The organism is Nocardiopsis sp. RV163 (genome assembly GCF_001029525.1).
GTDB classification, from domain to species: Bacteria; Actinomycetota; Actinomycetes; order Streptosporangiales; family Streptosporangiaceae; genus Nocardiopsis; species Nocardiopsis dassonvillei.
In genome coordinates this window covers 22,669-36,459 of sequence record NZ_LEKI01000005.1, presented here as the reverse complement: position 1 = coordinate 36,459, position 13,791 = coordinate 22,669, and the positions used below count along the sequence as shown (strand labels likewise).

At 72.3% G+C, this 13,791-nt stretch carries 14 protein-coding genes; 8 read left to right on the top strand and 6 right to left on the bottom strand.

Going from position 1 to position 13,791, the window contains the following annotated elements:
- The first annotated feature begins 101 nt into the window (after window positions 1–101).
- From ABD54_RS01900 to ABD54_RS28730, 3 genes are read left to right on the top strand one after another with little or no spacing between them, the layout of a single operon-like run.
- Window positions 102–515, top strand: coding sequence for a hypothetical protein (locus ABD54_RS01900; protein WP_047867721.1), 414 nt, complete (start codon window positions 102–104; stop codon window positions 513–515).
- Complete coding sequence (locus ABD54_RS29315) at window positions 515–2,908, top strand: caspase family protein (RefSeq protein WP_268778165.1); 2,394 nt, start codon at window positions 515–517, stop codon at window positions 2,906–2,908. The genes ABD54_RS01900 and ABD54_RS29315 overlap by 1 nt, the downstream gene beginning before the upstream one ends.
- Window positions 2,875–4,323: a DEAD/DEAH box helicase gene (locus tag ABD54_RS28730; RefSeq protein WP_235431933.1), complete on the top strand. Its 1,449-nt coding sequence runs from the start codon at window positions 2,875–2,877 to the stop codon at window positions 4,321–4,323. The genes ABD54_RS29315 and ABD54_RS28730 overlap by 34 nt, the downstream gene beginning before the upstream one ends.
- 214 nt (window positions 4,324–4,537) lie before the next feature.
- Here ABD54_RS28730 and ABD54_RS01890 read toward each other — a convergent pair whose 3' ends face one another.
- Window positions 4,538–5,287, bottom strand: a complete 750-nt coding sequence (locus tag ABD54_RS01890) for an SDR family NAD(P)-dependent oxidoreductase (RefSeq protein ID WP_047867695.1) — start codon at window positions 5,285–5,287, stop codon at window positions 4,538–4,540.
- 84 nt (window positions 5,288–5,371) lie between these two features.
- Between ABD54_RS01890 and ABD54_RS01885 the strand changes: the two genes are divergently transcribed.
- Window positions 5,372–5,989: a TetR/AcrR family transcriptional regulator gene (locus ABD54_RS01885; protein WP_152691969.1), complete on the top strand. Its 618-nt coding sequence runs from the start codon at window positions 5,372–5,374 to the stop codon at window positions 5,987–5,989.
- A gap of 446 nt (window positions 5,990–6,435) precedes the next feature.
- Here ABD54_RS01885 and ABD54_RS01880 read toward each other — a convergent pair whose 3' ends face one another.
- Window positions 6,436–6,813, bottom strand: a complete 378-nt coding sequence (locus tag ABD54_RS01880; protein WP_047867693.1) for a nuclear transport factor 2 family protein — start codon at window positions 6,811–6,813, stop codon at window positions 6,436–6,438.
- Window positions 6,810–7,628: a DUF1684 domain-containing protein gene (locus tag ABD54_RS01875; protein ID WP_047867692.1), complete on the bottom strand. Its 819-nt coding sequence runs from the start codon at window positions 7,626–7,628 to the stop codon at window positions 6,810–6,812. Before ABD54_RS01875 ends, ABD54_RS01880 begins: the two co-directional genes overlap by 4 nt.
- 98 nt (window positions 7,629–7,726) lie before the next feature.
- On the opposite strand from ABD54_RS01875, the gene ABD54_RS01870 reads away from it, so the two are divergent.
- Together ABD54_RS01870 and ABD54_RS01865 are read left to right on the top strand one after the other, a co-directional pair.
- Window positions 7,727–8,086, top strand: coding sequence for an NUDIX domain-containing protein (locus ABD54_RS01870; protein WP_235431932.1), 360 nt, complete (start codon window positions 7,727–7,729; stop codon window positions 8,084–8,086).
- Window positions 8,083–8,337, top strand: coding sequence for a glutaredoxin domain-containing protein (locus ABD54_RS01865; RefSeq protein ID WP_047867691.1), 255 nt, complete (start codon window positions 8,083–8,085; stop codon window positions 8,335–8,337). Before ABD54_RS01870 ends, ABD54_RS01865 begins: the two co-directional genes overlap by 4 nt.
- A gap of 109 nt (window positions 8,338–8,446) precedes the next feature.
- On the opposite strand, the gene ABD54_RS01860 is transcribed toward ABD54_RS01865, so the two are convergent.
- Window positions 8,447–9,730 carry an ArgE/DapE family deacylase gene (locus ABD54_RS01860; protein ID WP_047867690.1) on the bottom strand — a complete coding sequence of 428 codons (1,284 nt, stop codon included), beginning with the start codon at window positions 9,728–9,730 and terminating at the stop codon, window positions 8,447–8,449.
- Window positions 9,731–9,774: 44 nt separating this feature from the next.
- Window positions 9,775–11,115, bottom strand: coding sequence for an MFS transporter (locus ABD54_RS01855; RefSeq protein WP_047867689.1), 1,341 nt, complete (start codon window positions 11,113–11,115; stop codon window positions 9,775–9,777).
- Window positions 11,116–11,247: 132 nt separating this feature from the next.
- Here ABD54_RS01855 and ABD54_RS01850 point away from each other — a divergent pair, with 132 nt between their 5' ends.
- A complete protein-coding gene (locus ABD54_RS01850; RefSeq protein ID WP_200904024.1) occupies window positions 11,248–12,378 on the top strand; it encodes a CdaR family transcriptional regulator in 1,131 nt (376 codons plus the stop codon).
- A 128-nt stretch (window positions 12,379–12,506) separates the two neighbouring features.
- On the opposite strand, the gene ABD54_RS01845 is transcribed toward ABD54_RS01850, so the two are convergent.
- Window positions 12,507–12,740 (bottom strand): (4Fe-4S)-binding protein, encoded by a 234-nt coding sequence (locus ABD54_RS01845; protein WP_047867687.1) that lies wholly within the window; start codon window positions 12,738–12,740, stop codon window positions 12,507–12,509.
- A 265-nt stretch (window positions 12,741–13,005) separates the two neighbouring features.
- Between ABD54_RS01845 and ABD54_RS01840 the strand changes: the two genes are divergently transcribed.
- A complete protein-coding gene (locus ABD54_RS01840; RefSeq protein WP_047867686.1) occupies window positions 13,006–13,746 on the top strand; it encodes a MerR family transcriptional regulator in 741 nt (246 codons plus the stop codon).
- The last annotated feature ends 45 nt before the right edge of the window (window positions 13,747–13,791 follow it).

Here is a 13,791-nt window from a genome sequence, read left to right as displayed (position 1 = left end):
AACCCCGAACGCGCAGAGGCCCCGGTTGGTACAACCTGCGTGGCGGAGTGCCAGCGGGCCGCGACCGAGCGGCCCCCTCCCGCCGAGGGGAGCGTGTGCGGGTGCCTCTTACGGATGGCCTGGTGGCCAGGATCGACTTCCAGGACGACGTCACCGAGGAGGAGGCGGACCGGCACACCCGTGACCTGCTCCTCCTGCTCGAGGACTTGGACGTCGACGAGGTCCGCGCCGCGGAGGGGGACACGGTCCCCGGCACCCGGTCGGCCGACCCCGCGACCCTGGCCGGTGCCGTACTGGTCACCGGGATGCTGCTCAAACCCGTGCTCACCGCGCTCGTCTCCCTCGCCGGAACGTGGCTCGAACAGAGCGGTCAGAAGGCGGTGACGGTCGAGGTCGAGGGGGCCAAGGTCACCGTGCGGGGACCGGTCTCGCCCGGGGACGTGGAGACCTACGTCCGGGCCCTGCGCGCGGGCCCCGGGTCCGCGGCCCCCGGACCGGAGGGCGTCGACGCCTGATGCGCACCGCCATCCTCCTCGGGGTCAACCGCTACGACGACCTGGAGAACCTGCGCTCACCGCACGCCGACGTCGCGGCCCTGCAACGGGTCCTCAGGGACAACGGCCACTACGACCGGGTGGAGGCCCTTCTCGACCCCACCAGAAACGGGGCCATGGAGGTGCTGGAGGAGGCCCTGTCCACGGGACGCCCCGACGACCTGCTGCTCGTGTCCTTCTCCGGGCACGGCGTCAAGGACAAGAGGGGCCGTCTGCACCTGGCGGTCAAGGACACGCGCCGAACACGGCTGGAGACCACGGCGCTCTCCGCGGAGGTGCTCAAACGCCTCCTGGAGGACTCCCGGATGCGGAGCAAGGTACTGCTGCTCGACTGCTGCCACGGCGGCGCCTTCGCCGACGGGTTCGCCACCCGCTCCGCCGAAGACGAACCCCTGGACCTGCAGCGCCAGCTCAGCGACGGTGCGGGCACCTACGTCATCGCCGCGTCAGGCGCTCTGGAACGGGCCAGGGAGGGCGACAACACCCGCGGCGTCCAACCCTCGCCCTTCAGCACATCGGTGGTGCGAGGGCTCGCCGGCGCGGCCCCCGACGCCAACGGCGACGGATGGATCGACGCGGTGGACCTCTACCAGCACGTCCACCGCGAGGTGGACCACGTGGACGGCCAGCGCGTCACCGTCTCCTCCCTGGGAGTGCGCGGGGCGCTGGTGCTGGCCCGCCACACCGGTGCGGCCACGGCGACCGACCTGCCCGGCGGCTCCGGCCCCGGTAGCGCCGCGTCCCACGGGGCCGAGGCCGCACCGGAGGGCGCGGCGCCAAGGCACGCGCCCGGTCCGTCCGCGGGCCGCGGACCGGGCGAGACCGCGGGACGCCCCTCCCCGGGCGCCGCCGGGGGATGGCGCTGGGACTCCTACCTGGACTACCTGCGGGACTGCCTGACACGGCAGAGCGTCCTCCAACAGCTACCGGACGCCACCGGGCGGGACACGGCGGTCTGCGCCATGGGATCGGAGGTCCTCCTCAGCCGCGCGGCGGACCGGTGGGCGCTCACCGGGCGGGCCGAGAGCTTGGCCGGGGAGGCCGTCAAGGAGGGGCGTCCGCTGCGCTACGGCTACCCGACGGTGCTCTTCGACCCCGTCAGCAGCGACCGCCGCGGCACGAAGCCCAAACTCGCCCCCCTGATCGTCATGGACGTGGAACTGGCCCGGGAACACGATGGACCCTTCCTCGTCCCGGTCGGCGAACCGGAGCTCAACCGCGAACTGCTGGTCTCCGTGGCCGATCTCGACGAGGGCGACATCGAGGAACTGGTGGAGTGGTTCGAGGCCGACTGGGACGGGAACGGGGTCGCCGGTCTGGCGGACAAGGCGCGTGCCGTCTGCTCCCGCCTCGGCCTGCCGCGGGTGGACGACCTCGCGGCCGGGGAACTGCGTGACTCCGTGGACGTGCTGCGCGGTGCGCGCCGGGGGGCGCAGAACGCCGCCCTCCTGTACCGGGCCGACCCCGCCGGCGCGGCGGTCAAACAGCTCGTCGGCGACCTCGACCACCGCGAGGGACGGAAGGGCATCCGGATCCAGTCCCTGCCCGGCACGGCCCTGGCCCCGCTGTCCGACCCGCAGCACGCGGTCCGCTCGTGCGAGACCGCCCTGCCCGTGGTAACCGGCCGCAGCAACACCGCCCAGGAGGAGATCCTGGCATCGGCGATGAGCAGGACCCTGACCGTCGCCACCGGCGCGCCGGGCACCGGTAAGAGCGAACTCATCACCTCCGTGGTCACCACCGCCGTCGCCGCGGGCCAGTCCGTCCTGGTCGCCTCCACCAACAACACCGCCGTGGACGAGGTGGTCACGCGCGTCAACCGGATCGGCCCGGAGGCGGACCTGATGGTGCGTACCGGGAACCGGGCCAGGCGTGCAGCCGAACCCGAGATCCTCAACGCGCTGCTCGCGGCCGAGTGGGGACCCGTGGATTCGGCCACCGCGCACGCGCGCCTGAGCGCCCACCAGCGCGGACTGGAGGAGGCCCAGCGTGAGCTGGCGGACGTCGAGGAGACCGAACGGCGCCTGGCGTCGCTGGCCGACGCCCGCGAGCGACAGATCCGGCGCCTGCCCGACGGCGTCACCCCGGCCGATTTCGCGGGGCAGCGGCAGGTGGGCGACTGGGCTCGCAGGACCGGAGCGGCGCTGGAGTCCCGGTGGGCCCGATGGTGGCACCGCTGGCGGGTCCGCAGAGGACTCGGGATCGCCGGTACGGAGCGTGAGCTCGCTGAGGTGCTGGCCTTCCTGGTGATCGAGTGTGAGTGGAGGGAACTGCTCGAACGGAGGAAGGGCGTCCGTCGCCTGAGGAGACGGCTGAGCGTGTGCGCGCACTGCGCGCGGAGCGCCAGAAGGTGAGCAGGGAGTTCCTGCTGGGCCGGTTCGCGCAGTCCCTGGTCCGGGGGAGGGCCGTGATCGAGGATCGGCTGCGCAACCTGGCGTCGGGGGAAAGCGGTTGGAAGGGCATGAAGGCACTGGTACGCGTGGTGCGGGCCTGGGCCACCACCTCCAGGTCGGTGCGCGGGGTCTTCCCGCCGGAGCCGGGTCTGTTCGACCTGGTGGTGGTCGACGAGGCCAGCCAGTGCACCGTCGCGGACCTGGTTCCGCTGCTCTACCGGGCGCGGCGGGCCCTGGTGATCGGTGACCCGCACCAGCTCCAGCCGGTGAGCGCGCTGTCCGCGCAGGATGACCGCAGGCTCCAGGCCGTCCACGGGCTGAGCCGGTCCGAGGGGGAGGAGCGCTCCTTGACCTACACCGGTTCCTCCGCCTACCACGCGGCCGCCTCCGCTCTGGTGGCGGGCGGCGGTGAGGTGCTCTGGCTGGACGAGCACTACCGGTGCCACCCCGATATCGTCGACTCTGTGAACCGGCGCTTCTACGGTGACCGGTTGGCGGTGCGCACCGACACGGCCGCCCTGGCGGCACCGGAGGACCCGGCCGTTCGGTGGATCGATGTCCGCGGGGACTGCGAACGTCCCGAGGGGCGCTCCTGCCGCAACCGGGTCGAGGCGGACGCGGTGGTCGGCCTCCTGCGCGAACTGTGGCGGACGCTGCCCGCCGAGGTGAGTATCGGCGTGGTGTCCCCCTTCGCCGCCCAGGTGCGCCAGATCGAGCGGGCACTGGGTCACGGGGGACTCGAACGCATCAGGGTGGGCACCGCCCACCGTTTCCAGGGTGGGGAGCGCGACGTGGTCGTCGTCTCTCCCGCGGCTGCCACTGGGGTGCACCGGCACAGCGGCCAGTGGGCGCTGCGACAGCAGAACCTGTGGAACGTCGCGGTCACCCGGGCCCGTTCGCGCCTGTACGTCGTCGGTGACCGGCGGTACTGGGCCGAGCAAGGGGGCCTGCTCTCCGACCTGGCCGCCGAGAACGCCCTCGGTCCGGAAAGGACCCTCGACGAGGCCGGGAGCCGGTTGTTCGAGGCCTTGGCCGCTCACGGGGTCCGGGTGAGGGCCCGTCACCGCGTTCGAGGGTACGTCTGCGACCTGTGGTTCGCTGACACGGACGCCGACACGGCCCCGGGCGCTGACACCGACCGGGGGACGGCCGTGATCGTTGACAGTGCCGGTCTCGGCGGTACCCCGTCCCCGGCACCCGGCCGGACCCTCCAGCGGAGCCTTGACAGGGTCGCCCTGTTCACCACCGTCTCCGGGCTGCCTACGGTACGGGTCCCCGCCTGGCGCTGCCTGACCGACCCCGAGGCGGTGGCGGTGGAACTGCTCGGCCGACACGCGGACACCGAAGAGGAACAGGTGTACCCGGTGAGAGCGTGACCGCGTGACGCCGTCCCCTCCATCGAACCGGAGGGGACGGCGTCCGCGTACCTTCGTGGAATCGGCCCCCGGAGCCCGCTGGCCGGTCGGTCGGGAGCGGCCGGGGCGGCACTGCTCTGACGCGCGGGCACCCCGGTCGGTGCGACCCGAGCGGCGGAGTGCCAGCGGGACGCGACCGAGTGGTCCCCTCCTGCCGGCAGAAGGGGACACGTTGTCAGATCTGGTTCTCGCCGCCGTCGACGTACAGGTTGGCGCCCAGGAGGAAGCTGCTGTCCGGGGAGGCGAGGAAGGCCACGGCGGCGGCGACCTCCTCGGGGCGGCCCATCCGGCCGATCGGGAGGTCGGCGACCAGGCCCTCCCGGAAGGCCGCGGCGTTCTGTTCGCCGGCGAGTTCGGTGATGCCGGAGGTGTCGATCGGCCCCGGTGAGATCGCGTTGACCCGGATCCCCCGGTCCTTCAGCTCGTTGGCCCAGGTGCGCGCGAAGGACCGGATCGCGGCCTTGGAGGCCGCGTACGCGCCGAAGGCCGCTTTGCCGCGATCGACGGTGGTGGAGGCGTTCAGGATCACCGAGGCGCCGTCGTTGAGCAGCGGCAGCGCCTTCTGCACGGTGCGGAGCGTGCCCTTGACGTTGACGTCGAAGATGCGGTCGTACTCCTCCTCGGTGGTCTGTTCCAGCGTCGTGAACGAGGCGGTGGCCGCGTTGGCGAACAGCACGTCCAGGCCCCGGCCGCGCTCGCGCACCATGGCGTAGAGCCGGTCCAGGTCGGTCGGATCGGTGATGTCGCCCGGTACCGGGGTGACCGCGGAGCCGATGACCTCGGCGGCCTCGTCCAGTTCGGTCTTGCGCCGCCCGGTGATGAACACGTGCGCGCCCTCGGCCGCCAGCCGCGCCGCGGTGGCCCGGCCGATACCCCGGGTTCCTCCGCCGGTGACGACGGCGGTCCTGTCCTGCAGTCTCTGCATGCTCTGGCCTCCACAGAATTATGTTCCGATCGGAACAGAATGAGGCTACAACACTTCCAGCCCGATCGGTACAGAAGTGGTAGGATGGTTGATGTGGAGGGCATCAAGAGAGCGCCGGTGGGCCGGCCGAGGGGATTCGACGCCGAAGAGGCCCTGGAACGGGCCATGGCGATGTTCTGGGAGCACGGCTACGCCGGTGTCAGCCTGACCGACCTCACCCGGGCCATGGGCATCACCAAGACGAGCATGTACGCGGCCTTCGGCAACAAGGAGGAGCTGTTCCGCAAGGCCCTGGAGCGCTACGCCGAGGGTCCGGCCTCCTACGGCACCCGTGCGCTGGAGGAGCCGACGGCCAGGGAGGTGGCCACGGCATACCTCAACGGCTCGATCGCGGTGTCCACCCGGCCGGACTGCCCTGCCGGATGCCTGGGTGTCCAGGGCTTCCTGGCAGCCAGCCACCTCGGGCCGCCCGCCCGCGACACCCTGAGCGCCTGGCGCGTCGAGAACCTCTCAAGCCTTCGCGACCGGTTCCGGCAGGCCGTCGACGAAGGCGACCTGCCCCCCAGCGCCGATCCGGAAGTGCTCGCCCGCTACCTCATGACCATGGCGAACGGCATCTCCGTCCAGGCCATCAGCGGCGCCGACCGGGACGAACTCCAGCGGATGGCCGACGCCGCCCTGCGCACCTGGCCGCCCCTTTGACCCCTTTCCGGCCCCTGCCCCCGACCGGGTCCACCGGCGGGTGGTGGTGTCCCGAAGGGAGGCGCGGCGGCGATCTCCGCGCAACCCCGTGGTTTCGGCTCCTTCCGTCTGGCCGGGAGGGGGCAGCGCCCGCGTACCTTCGTGGGTCCGATCCCGGATCCAGCCGATCGTCCGGCCGCAGTGCCTCGGGAACGGCAGCGCAGACCCCGTGTGCCGCGTGGACAGGTGTCCGCAACGGCCGCGTTTTCGCAGGTTGTTAAGTGTGAGACCCGCGCACGCGGGGATGGACCGCTGAGGCGGTGACGCGCGTGCTTTCGTCTGCGGTCAGCCCCGCGCACACGGGGACGGTCCCATCCGATTGCCGCTCTCACTGACGGCGCGCCCCCCAACGCCGCGCCACGTACTTGTGCGCCGTGGCGTTGAGGGGTGTGCGCTGTCTGCCGCTGTTAGTCGTCCTGGTCGCCGACGGTGACGAAGTTGGCGTACTCCTCGATGCGCCTGATCCGACCGGCGTCGTCGAAGCCGAAGTAGACCGCGGCGTGGACCTCGCCGCGCGTGCCGTCGGTGGTGGCTACGTGGACCACGTGCTGCTGGAGGACCTCGCCCGGTTGGGAGAGCTGGCGCAGGACGTCGTAGCGCATCGACTCGATGGCCGCGATCTGCCCCTCCATCCCGGCGATGTTCTCCTCGATGGACTGCTCGCCCTTGCCGTCGTTGTGCCAGACGGTGGCCGTCTCGGCGCACATGGCCCGGGCGCTCTTCCAGTCGCGGTTCTCCAGCGCGCGGAGGTAACTGACGGTCTTGTCCTTCAGTTCCCGGCTCATGCGGGCCTTCCTTCCGTGCTGGTGGCGGAGTGGACCAGGGCGCGTTCGCCGGCCTCGACGCGCATCGGCAGGTGATTGCCGGGCGGTGAGAGCGGACAGACGAACACGTCCGGGTTCAGGTGGTGGTGCGAGAGCGTGGCCTTGTTGAAGTCGACCGTCAGGGTGCTGCCGGGTTCCAGCAGCGGCAGCACCAGCCAGCGGCCGATCGTCGGCGTCGAATCGCCGTTGGTCTCGTCGGTGAAGATGACCAGTCGCTGGCCGGGGAAGTCCTGGAGGACGGCCAGGACGTGTTCGGTGCCGTCGACGGTCACGGCCAGGTCGACGGGGGCCGGGATGGCTTCGGTACTGCGCGGGCTGGTCAGCCTCGGCACCTCGATCCGGCGCCCTTCGGGGGCTGCCCGGTACCGGCCGGTGAGGATCCAGGCGGGGTCGTGGGGAAAGGTGTCGACGCCGGTGAGTCCGGTGCGTTCGACGCGGTTCCGGTCCATGACGACCAGGCCGTAGGAGCCGTCCGATCCGCTGGCGAAGCCGATGCGGCCGTCGGGGAATCTCAGGGAGCTGCCGGATGGGACGGGACTCGTCCCGTCGACCGGATCGTCGGCCACCCGCACGCCGTCGGCGGCCTCGGCTGACACGGTCAGGTCGCCCGCTGCGGTGGTGCGCCATCGGCCGGGGACGCCGGGGATCGTGTGGGGACCCGGAGTGGTGATCCTGGCGTTGGCGACGACCCTGGCCTTACCGTCGGCTCCGGCGATCTCCTCCCACCGGTTCCGGCGCCAGGCTTCGTGTTCTACGGGCGTCTTCGGTGTGGTCATGGCGTCACTGTAGCCCCGCCATGCCTTTAGAGCACGGGTTCTTGCGTATTGCGCAAGGAGGTGGCCCGGTCCGCTGCCCGCCGCGCAATGCCGCGAAGGTGCGTGAGTGCGAGGAGGAGCTCGGCGTCCGGGTCCGTCCCTCGGAACTGGAGTTCGCGCACGTGCTCCACAGTCACGGGGACGACGGCTGGGTGCACTTCTTCTTCGTGTGCGGGAGCTGGGACGGCACCGCCACCAACCGCGAACCCCGAAAGCACGCCGAACCCGCGTGGTTCCCCGTCCACCGGCTACCTCGGGACACGGTCGGCTACTGCGCCCGGGCCGTCGCGCACTTCCTGCTCGGCGACCCCTTCTCCCACCACCGGACCCCGACGCCCTTCCCCGCCCGGCACCCGGACCGGGCGGACCGGGGCGTCGGGCACACTGGCGTGGTGACCACCCCAGGGGAGGACGAGTGAACGAGGCCGCGATCCGCGTCTACGGGGCCGACTGGTGCCGGGACTGCCGACGTACCAAGAAGCAGCTGACCGAGCTGGCGGTGCCCTTCGAGTACGTCGACGTCGAGCACGACCCGGCGGCAACGGAGCGGGCCCGGGAGATCTCGGGGCGCACGAACATCCCGGTGGTCGTCTACCCGGACGGGACCCACCACGTCGAACCGGACGACGCGCTGGTCCAGGCCAAGCTCCGCGAACTCTCTCTGCTCTGACGGCGGTGCCGCCCGCGCACGTGCGCGCCCCGCGGTCCGCCTCCGGCCCTGTCCGGGCCCGGTGCGCGTTCCGGGCGCCCGGAACGCGCCTCCCCGGTCGGGCCCGGCATCAGGCGGCCTCCTCCAGGCCGCACCACTGCGCGATGAACAGGGCGATGGACTTGGTGATCCGCCGCACGGACTCCACGTCCACGCGCTCGTCGTACCCGTGGATGGCCTCCGAGACCGGCCCGTAGACCAGCGCGGGGATCCCCTGGTACAGGGCGTACACGCGGCCGTCCAGGTAGCCGGGGGTGGTGAAGGTGCGCAGCTCGTCCTTGAAGACGGTCCGGTGGGCCTGGCGCAACACGTTCTCGGCGTCCGTGCCCTCGGGCAGGACGTAGCCCTCGGCGTAGAAGCCGGTCCGCTCGCCCACGGCCTCGATGGGATTGCCCGCGTCGTCGGTGGTGGTCTCCCGCAGCACCTCCCGGATCTGCTCCCAGGCGTCGTCGGCGCTCACCCCCGGATAGATCGCCGCCCGGACCTGGAGCTCGCACCAGGCGGGGACGCTCGACGGCCAGTCGCCGCCGCTGATGCCGCCGAGGTTGAAGTTGATGGGGTGGTCCAGGTCCTCGAAGTGGGGGTGGCCGCCCCTCTCGTCGTTCCAGCGCTGTTCGAGGACGCGCAGCCGCCCCATCACGTGGTGCGCCGCGTCGATCGCGTTGAACCCCGACGCCATCTCCCTGGGGTGCGTGGGGTGTCCCGCGACCCGCACGGTGAACCAGATGACGCCGACGTTGGCGCGGACCAGCATGTCCTCCTCGGGCTCGGGGATCAGCACGGCGTCGGCGGTGTACCCGCGCTGGACCGTCGCCAGCGCGCCGTTGCCGGTGCACTCCTCCTCCGCCACGGACTGGAAGTGGATGCGCCCGGCGGGGGCGAACCCGGCCGCGCGCACGGCGTCGTAGGCGAACAGGTTGGCCGCCAGCCCCGCCTTCATGTCACCGCTGCCCCGGCCGTGCAGCCAGCCGTCGATGACGGGGGCGTCCCACGGGGAGCGGGACCACTCCCCGACGGGGCCCTCGGGGACCACGTCGATATGGCCGTTGAGGATCAGCGAGCGGCCCCCTCCCTGAGCCGGGGTGTAGGTGCCCACCACGTTCTCGACGCCCTCGTAGGAGACCGTGATCTTCCCCGCGCCGGGGTGGGCGGAGATCTCATCCGGGTCGAGTTCCCACCGGTCCACGGCCAGCCCCCGCCGCTCCATGGCCTCGTGCATCAGGTCCTGCGCCGAGGACTCCCGGGTGCGCAGGGAGGGGTGGCGCACCAGTTCCCGGGTGAAGGCGAGCTGGGCGTCGAAGGCGTCGTCGACCGCCGCTTCGATGCGCGCGACGGCGTCGGGTGCGAGGTTCATGGGGTTCTCCTCCTGCGGGGCTGTGGTCGGTGCGGGCGGGCGGTTCACGCCGCGGTCCGGGCGTCGGCGGCGGCGCGGGCGTCCGCGGCCCTGATCCGCTCGCCGGCCAGGCCGCCGAGCGCGGTGACGGCGCAGATGCCGATGAGGACCAGCACCGCGGGCCAGGACGCGCCGTCGTCCACGGCCAGGAGCGCGGTGGCGATGAGCGGGAGGAACCCGCTGAGGGTTCCGGCGAGGTTGTAGCCCAGGGACACGCCGCTGTAGCGCAGCCGGGGCGGGAAGAGGTCGGCCAGCAGGGTGCCGGTGACGGCGTAGGCCAGGGTGATGAGGCAGATCCCGATGGTCACCGCGGCGGTGATCGCCCACGGGTCGGCGGTGTCGATGAGCCGGAACAGGGGGAACGCGGCCGCGGCGGTGGCCAGGGCGCCGATCACCGTCATCCGGCCGGGGCCGAAGCGTTCGGCCGCGCGCCCGGCGACCAGGGTCGTGGCGATCTGGAAGACGGCGGCGACGAGCGTGGCGTTCACGACCGCCTGGCGGTCGACCTCCAGCACAGTGGAGGCGTAGGAGACCACGAAGGTCGTCATCACGTAGAAGCCGCCGACCCCCAGCAGCGCCGCGGCCACCGCCACGAGCAGGCGGCCCCCGGCCTCGCGGAACAGCGCCAGTGCGGGCACCTTGGCGCGGTCCTCCATCCGCACCAGTTCCTGGAAGACGGGGGACTCCTCCACCTTGAAGCGGATGTAGAGGGCGATGCCCAGCAGCGGGAACGCGGCCAGGAACGGCAGGCGCCACCCCCAGGCGTCGAAGTCGGCCGCGGGCAGCGTCAGCACCGCGGCGAAGGCGGCCGAGGAGATGAGCGTGCCGACCGGCGAGCCGATCTGGACCAGGGCGGCGTAGCGGGCGCGCTGGCGTTCGGGGGCGTGCTCGATGGCGATGGTGATGGCGCCGCCCCATTCGCCGCCCACGGCCAGCCCCTGAAGGAGCCGCAGGACCGCGAGCAGGATCGGCGCGGCGATCCCGATGGCCATGTAGTCGGGGATCACGCCGATGAGCCCGGTCGCGCAGCCGATCATGACGATGGTCATCAGCAGCGCGGGACGCCGCCCGTAGCGGTCCCCGATCGTGCCGAAGATCAGGGACCCGATGGGCCTGGCGGCGAAGCCCACGCCGAAGGTCGCCAGCGCCGCCAGGAGGCCCGCGCCCGGGTCGAGTTCGGTGAAGAACAGGCGGTTGAACACCAGCGCGGCGGCCGTGCCGAACAGGAAGTAGTCGTACCACTCCAGGGCTGTTCCGACGAAGGCGGCGAAGGCGATGCGCCTGGCGTCGGCCGCTTCGACCTTCGGCGCTCTCGCGCCGGCCGGGGCCGGATCGGGCTGTGGCATTGGGAATCCTCCGGGAGATGTGCACCGGTCGGACGGGACGTCGGTGACCAGGTGTGATGTCGATCATCGTCTTGGAAAAAGCGCACTCCCACAAGCGCACTACCCAACGAGAACGCCGCCTAGAATGTGCACATGCACAAAACAGCGCCGTCGGACGTCATCCCCCGCGCCGCACAGGCGTGCCTGGAGGAGCTGGATTCCATCGCCTGGACCTACGTGCGCAGGGTCCGCGAGCTGACCGGGTACGCCGAGACCGTCATCGACGACGACGAGTTGTACGGCACGGCCCGGGCCACGCTCGAACTCCTCCTGGAACTCCTGCGGGGGCGGGACCGCCAGGGCGAGCTGCGCGCCCACTCGATCGGGGTCGGACGCTCCCGTGCCCGCCGGGGCATACCCCTGGAGTCGCTGCTGCGAGCGGTACGCATGGACTTCCGCTTCCTCTGGGAGGCGATGCGCGCCCACGTCGCCGAGGCCGACTTCCGCGACTTCTCCGAGGAGGTCATCTCCATCTGGGAGGCGGTGGAGGCGCACACCACCCACGTGCAGACCGGCTACACCGACGAGATCGCCCGGATGCGCGCGGAACTGGAGCTGGAGCACGCCTTCCTCCTGCGGCACCTGCTGAGCGGCTCCGGTGAGGACACGCGCCTGAACGAGCAGGCGGCGCGGGCGCTGGGCCTGCGACCCGACGGCGTCCACCTCGTCCTGGTGGCCAACGGCAACCACGCCCGCGACTTCCGGGGCTGGGTCGGCCAGGAGCTTCCGCGGGCCGTCCTGCTCCGCCTGGACGGGGTGGAGTTCGCCATCGTCCCGGCCGGGGACGCCGCGGGCGCCGCCGGGGAGACGCTGCTGGGCAAACCCGTCGGGATCTCCCCGAGCGCCCACGGCATCGGGGAGATCGCCCCGATGTGGCGGCTCGCACGCGAGCTGGCGGAGTGGGCGCGGCCCGGCGCTGCGGCCACGGTCGAGGGCCACTGGACCCGGCTGGCGGGCGCGCGCCTTGGCCCGGCCGCCGAGGCCTTCGCCCGGGACGTGCGGGAGGCGCTCGGGGGGTTCACCGAACGCGAGGTCGACCTGCAGTTCGAGACGGTCCGGACCTACTACCGGACCGGTTCGGTGACCGAGGTCGCGCGGGCCATGTTCTGCCACCGCAACACGGTGATCAACCGCCTGCGCCGCTTCGCCGGGGCCACCGGGCTCGACGTCACCAGACCGGTCGACGCGTCCGCGGCCCATCTCGCCCTGAGCACTCTCCGCTAGGCATCGGACGGCTCGCCCCTGCGGTCTTCCGGGGGAACTTGCCCGCGCGGTTCGAGGGCCTCGGGGCGTCCCGAGCCGGAACCGGCCCCGATGGCCGCCGGACTCGTCGACCGCGTCCAGCGAGTGGTCTACCTTGAGCCGTCCGCGAGCCGGTACTGCAGCGCGCCGGAGGGGCAGCGCCGGATCACCTCGGCCAGGCGGTCGGCGGCGGCGCCGTCCGGCTGGATCCACGGGCGCCGCCGGGTGTCGAACACCTGGGGCAGGCCGTTGACGCACACGGCGGCGTGCTGGCAGCGCTCCGCCTCGAAGGTGACCGTGATCGCCTCTCCCGCGTACGCCTTCTTCCCGTGTCCGCCGCTCACTCCGGTCCTCCTCCGCCCAGGCCTCACAGCCGCTCAATCTAGATGATGTGTCAACTAGGTTGGGTATGCTATCCGCTCCGAGGGCATATGTCGAGAACGCGCAAACCCGTGACGGACGGGCCCCTGCGCGGCTCCTCGCGTCCTTCCCCGTCGCGGTGTCGACCGCAGAACCCCGGGCCCGCGCTACCGTCGTCGACGCGGCGGGGCGGAACGGCCGTCCGGGGCACCGGCCGCCCGCGCCAACCGGAGCCGAAGGAGCCGACCGATGCTCAGCAGCGAACTCGCCGAACTGGCGGGTGTCACCGTGCGCACGTTGCGCCACTACCACCAGATCGGGCTGCTGCCCGAGCCGCCCCGCTCGGCCGGGGGCTACCGGCGTTACGACGTGGGCCACCTCGTCCGGCTCCTGCGCGTCACGAGGATGACCGCGCTCGGCGTACCGCTGTCCGAGCTGCCCGCGCTGCTGGACGATCCGGCGGCCGCGGAGGAACTGCTCGACGAACTCGACCGCCGGGCCGCCGCCGAGGTCGAACGGCTCCTCGCCCGCCGCGCGGACATCGCCGCGCTGCGCCGCAGCGGCGCCCCGCCCGACCTGCCGCCGGGGTTCTCGGCGCTGCGTTCCGACCCCGCCTCGGACACGCCCGAGGACATGGCCCGCTACGAGCACGAACAGCTCGTCCTGGTCGGGCATCTGCTCGGCGGGGACGGCCCGGCGGCACTCGCCGCCCTGCTCGGCGAGGTGGACGGCGGCACGGCCGCGCTCGCACCGCTGACGGAGCGCTTCTACGCCCTGGGCCCCCACACCCCGGAGGAGGAGGTAACGGCGCTGACCGGCGATCTGGTCGCGCGCCTGGAACCGGTGGTGGCGCGACTGGAAGGCCTGTTCCCGTCCGACGCGCGGGCCTCGGCCCTGATGGACGAACTGAACGGGCGGACCCTCCGCCCCGTGCAGCACCGCGTCCTGCGCCGGGTCCAGCGGCGGCTGGCACTGTCGGCCGGGGCCTGACCGGCCCCCGGAGCGCTTGGCCGACGAGCGGCTGTGGCGCGGGTC

Excerpts from the sequence above, each read along its gene's own strand:
- ABD54_RS01855 (WP_047867689.1), bottom strand. The coding sequence starts at position 11,115 with ATGCCACAGCCCGATCCGGCCCCGGCCGGCGCGAGAGCGCCGAAGGTC.
- ABD54_RS01880 (WP_047867693.1), bottom strand. The coding sequence starts at position 6,813 with ATGAGCCGGGAACTGAAGGACAAGACCGTCAGTTACCTCCGCGCGCTG.
- ABD54_RS29315 (WP_268778165.1), top strand. The coding sequence starts at position 515 with ATGCGCACCGCCATCCTCCTCGGGGTCAACCGCTACGACGACCTGGAG.
- ABD54_RS01890 (WP_047867695.1), bottom strand. The coding sequence starts at position 5,287 with ATGCAGAGACTGCAGGACAGGACCGCCGTCGTCACCGGCGGAGGAACC.
- ABD54_RS01885 (WP_152691969.1), top strand. The coding sequence starts at position 5,372 with ATGGTTGATGTGGAGGGCATCAAGAGAGCGCCGGTGGGCCGGCCGAGG.
- ABD54_RS01875 (WP_047867692.1), bottom strand. The coding sequence starts at position 7,628 with ATGACCACACCGAAGACGCCCGTAGAACACGAAGCCTGGCGCCGGAAC.
- ABD54_RS01850 (WP_200904024.1), top strand. The coding sequence starts at position 11,248 with ATGCACAAAACAGCGCCGTCGGACGTCATCCCCCGCGCCGCACAGGCG.
- ABD54_RS01860 (WP_047867690.1), bottom strand. The coding sequence starts at position 9,730 with ATGAACCTCGCACCCGACGCCGTCGCGCGCATCGAAGCGGCGGTCGAC.
- ABD54_RS01840 (WP_047867686.1), top strand. The coding sequence starts at position 13,006 with ATGCTCAGCAGCGAACTCGCCGAACTGGCGGGTGTCACCGTGCGCACG.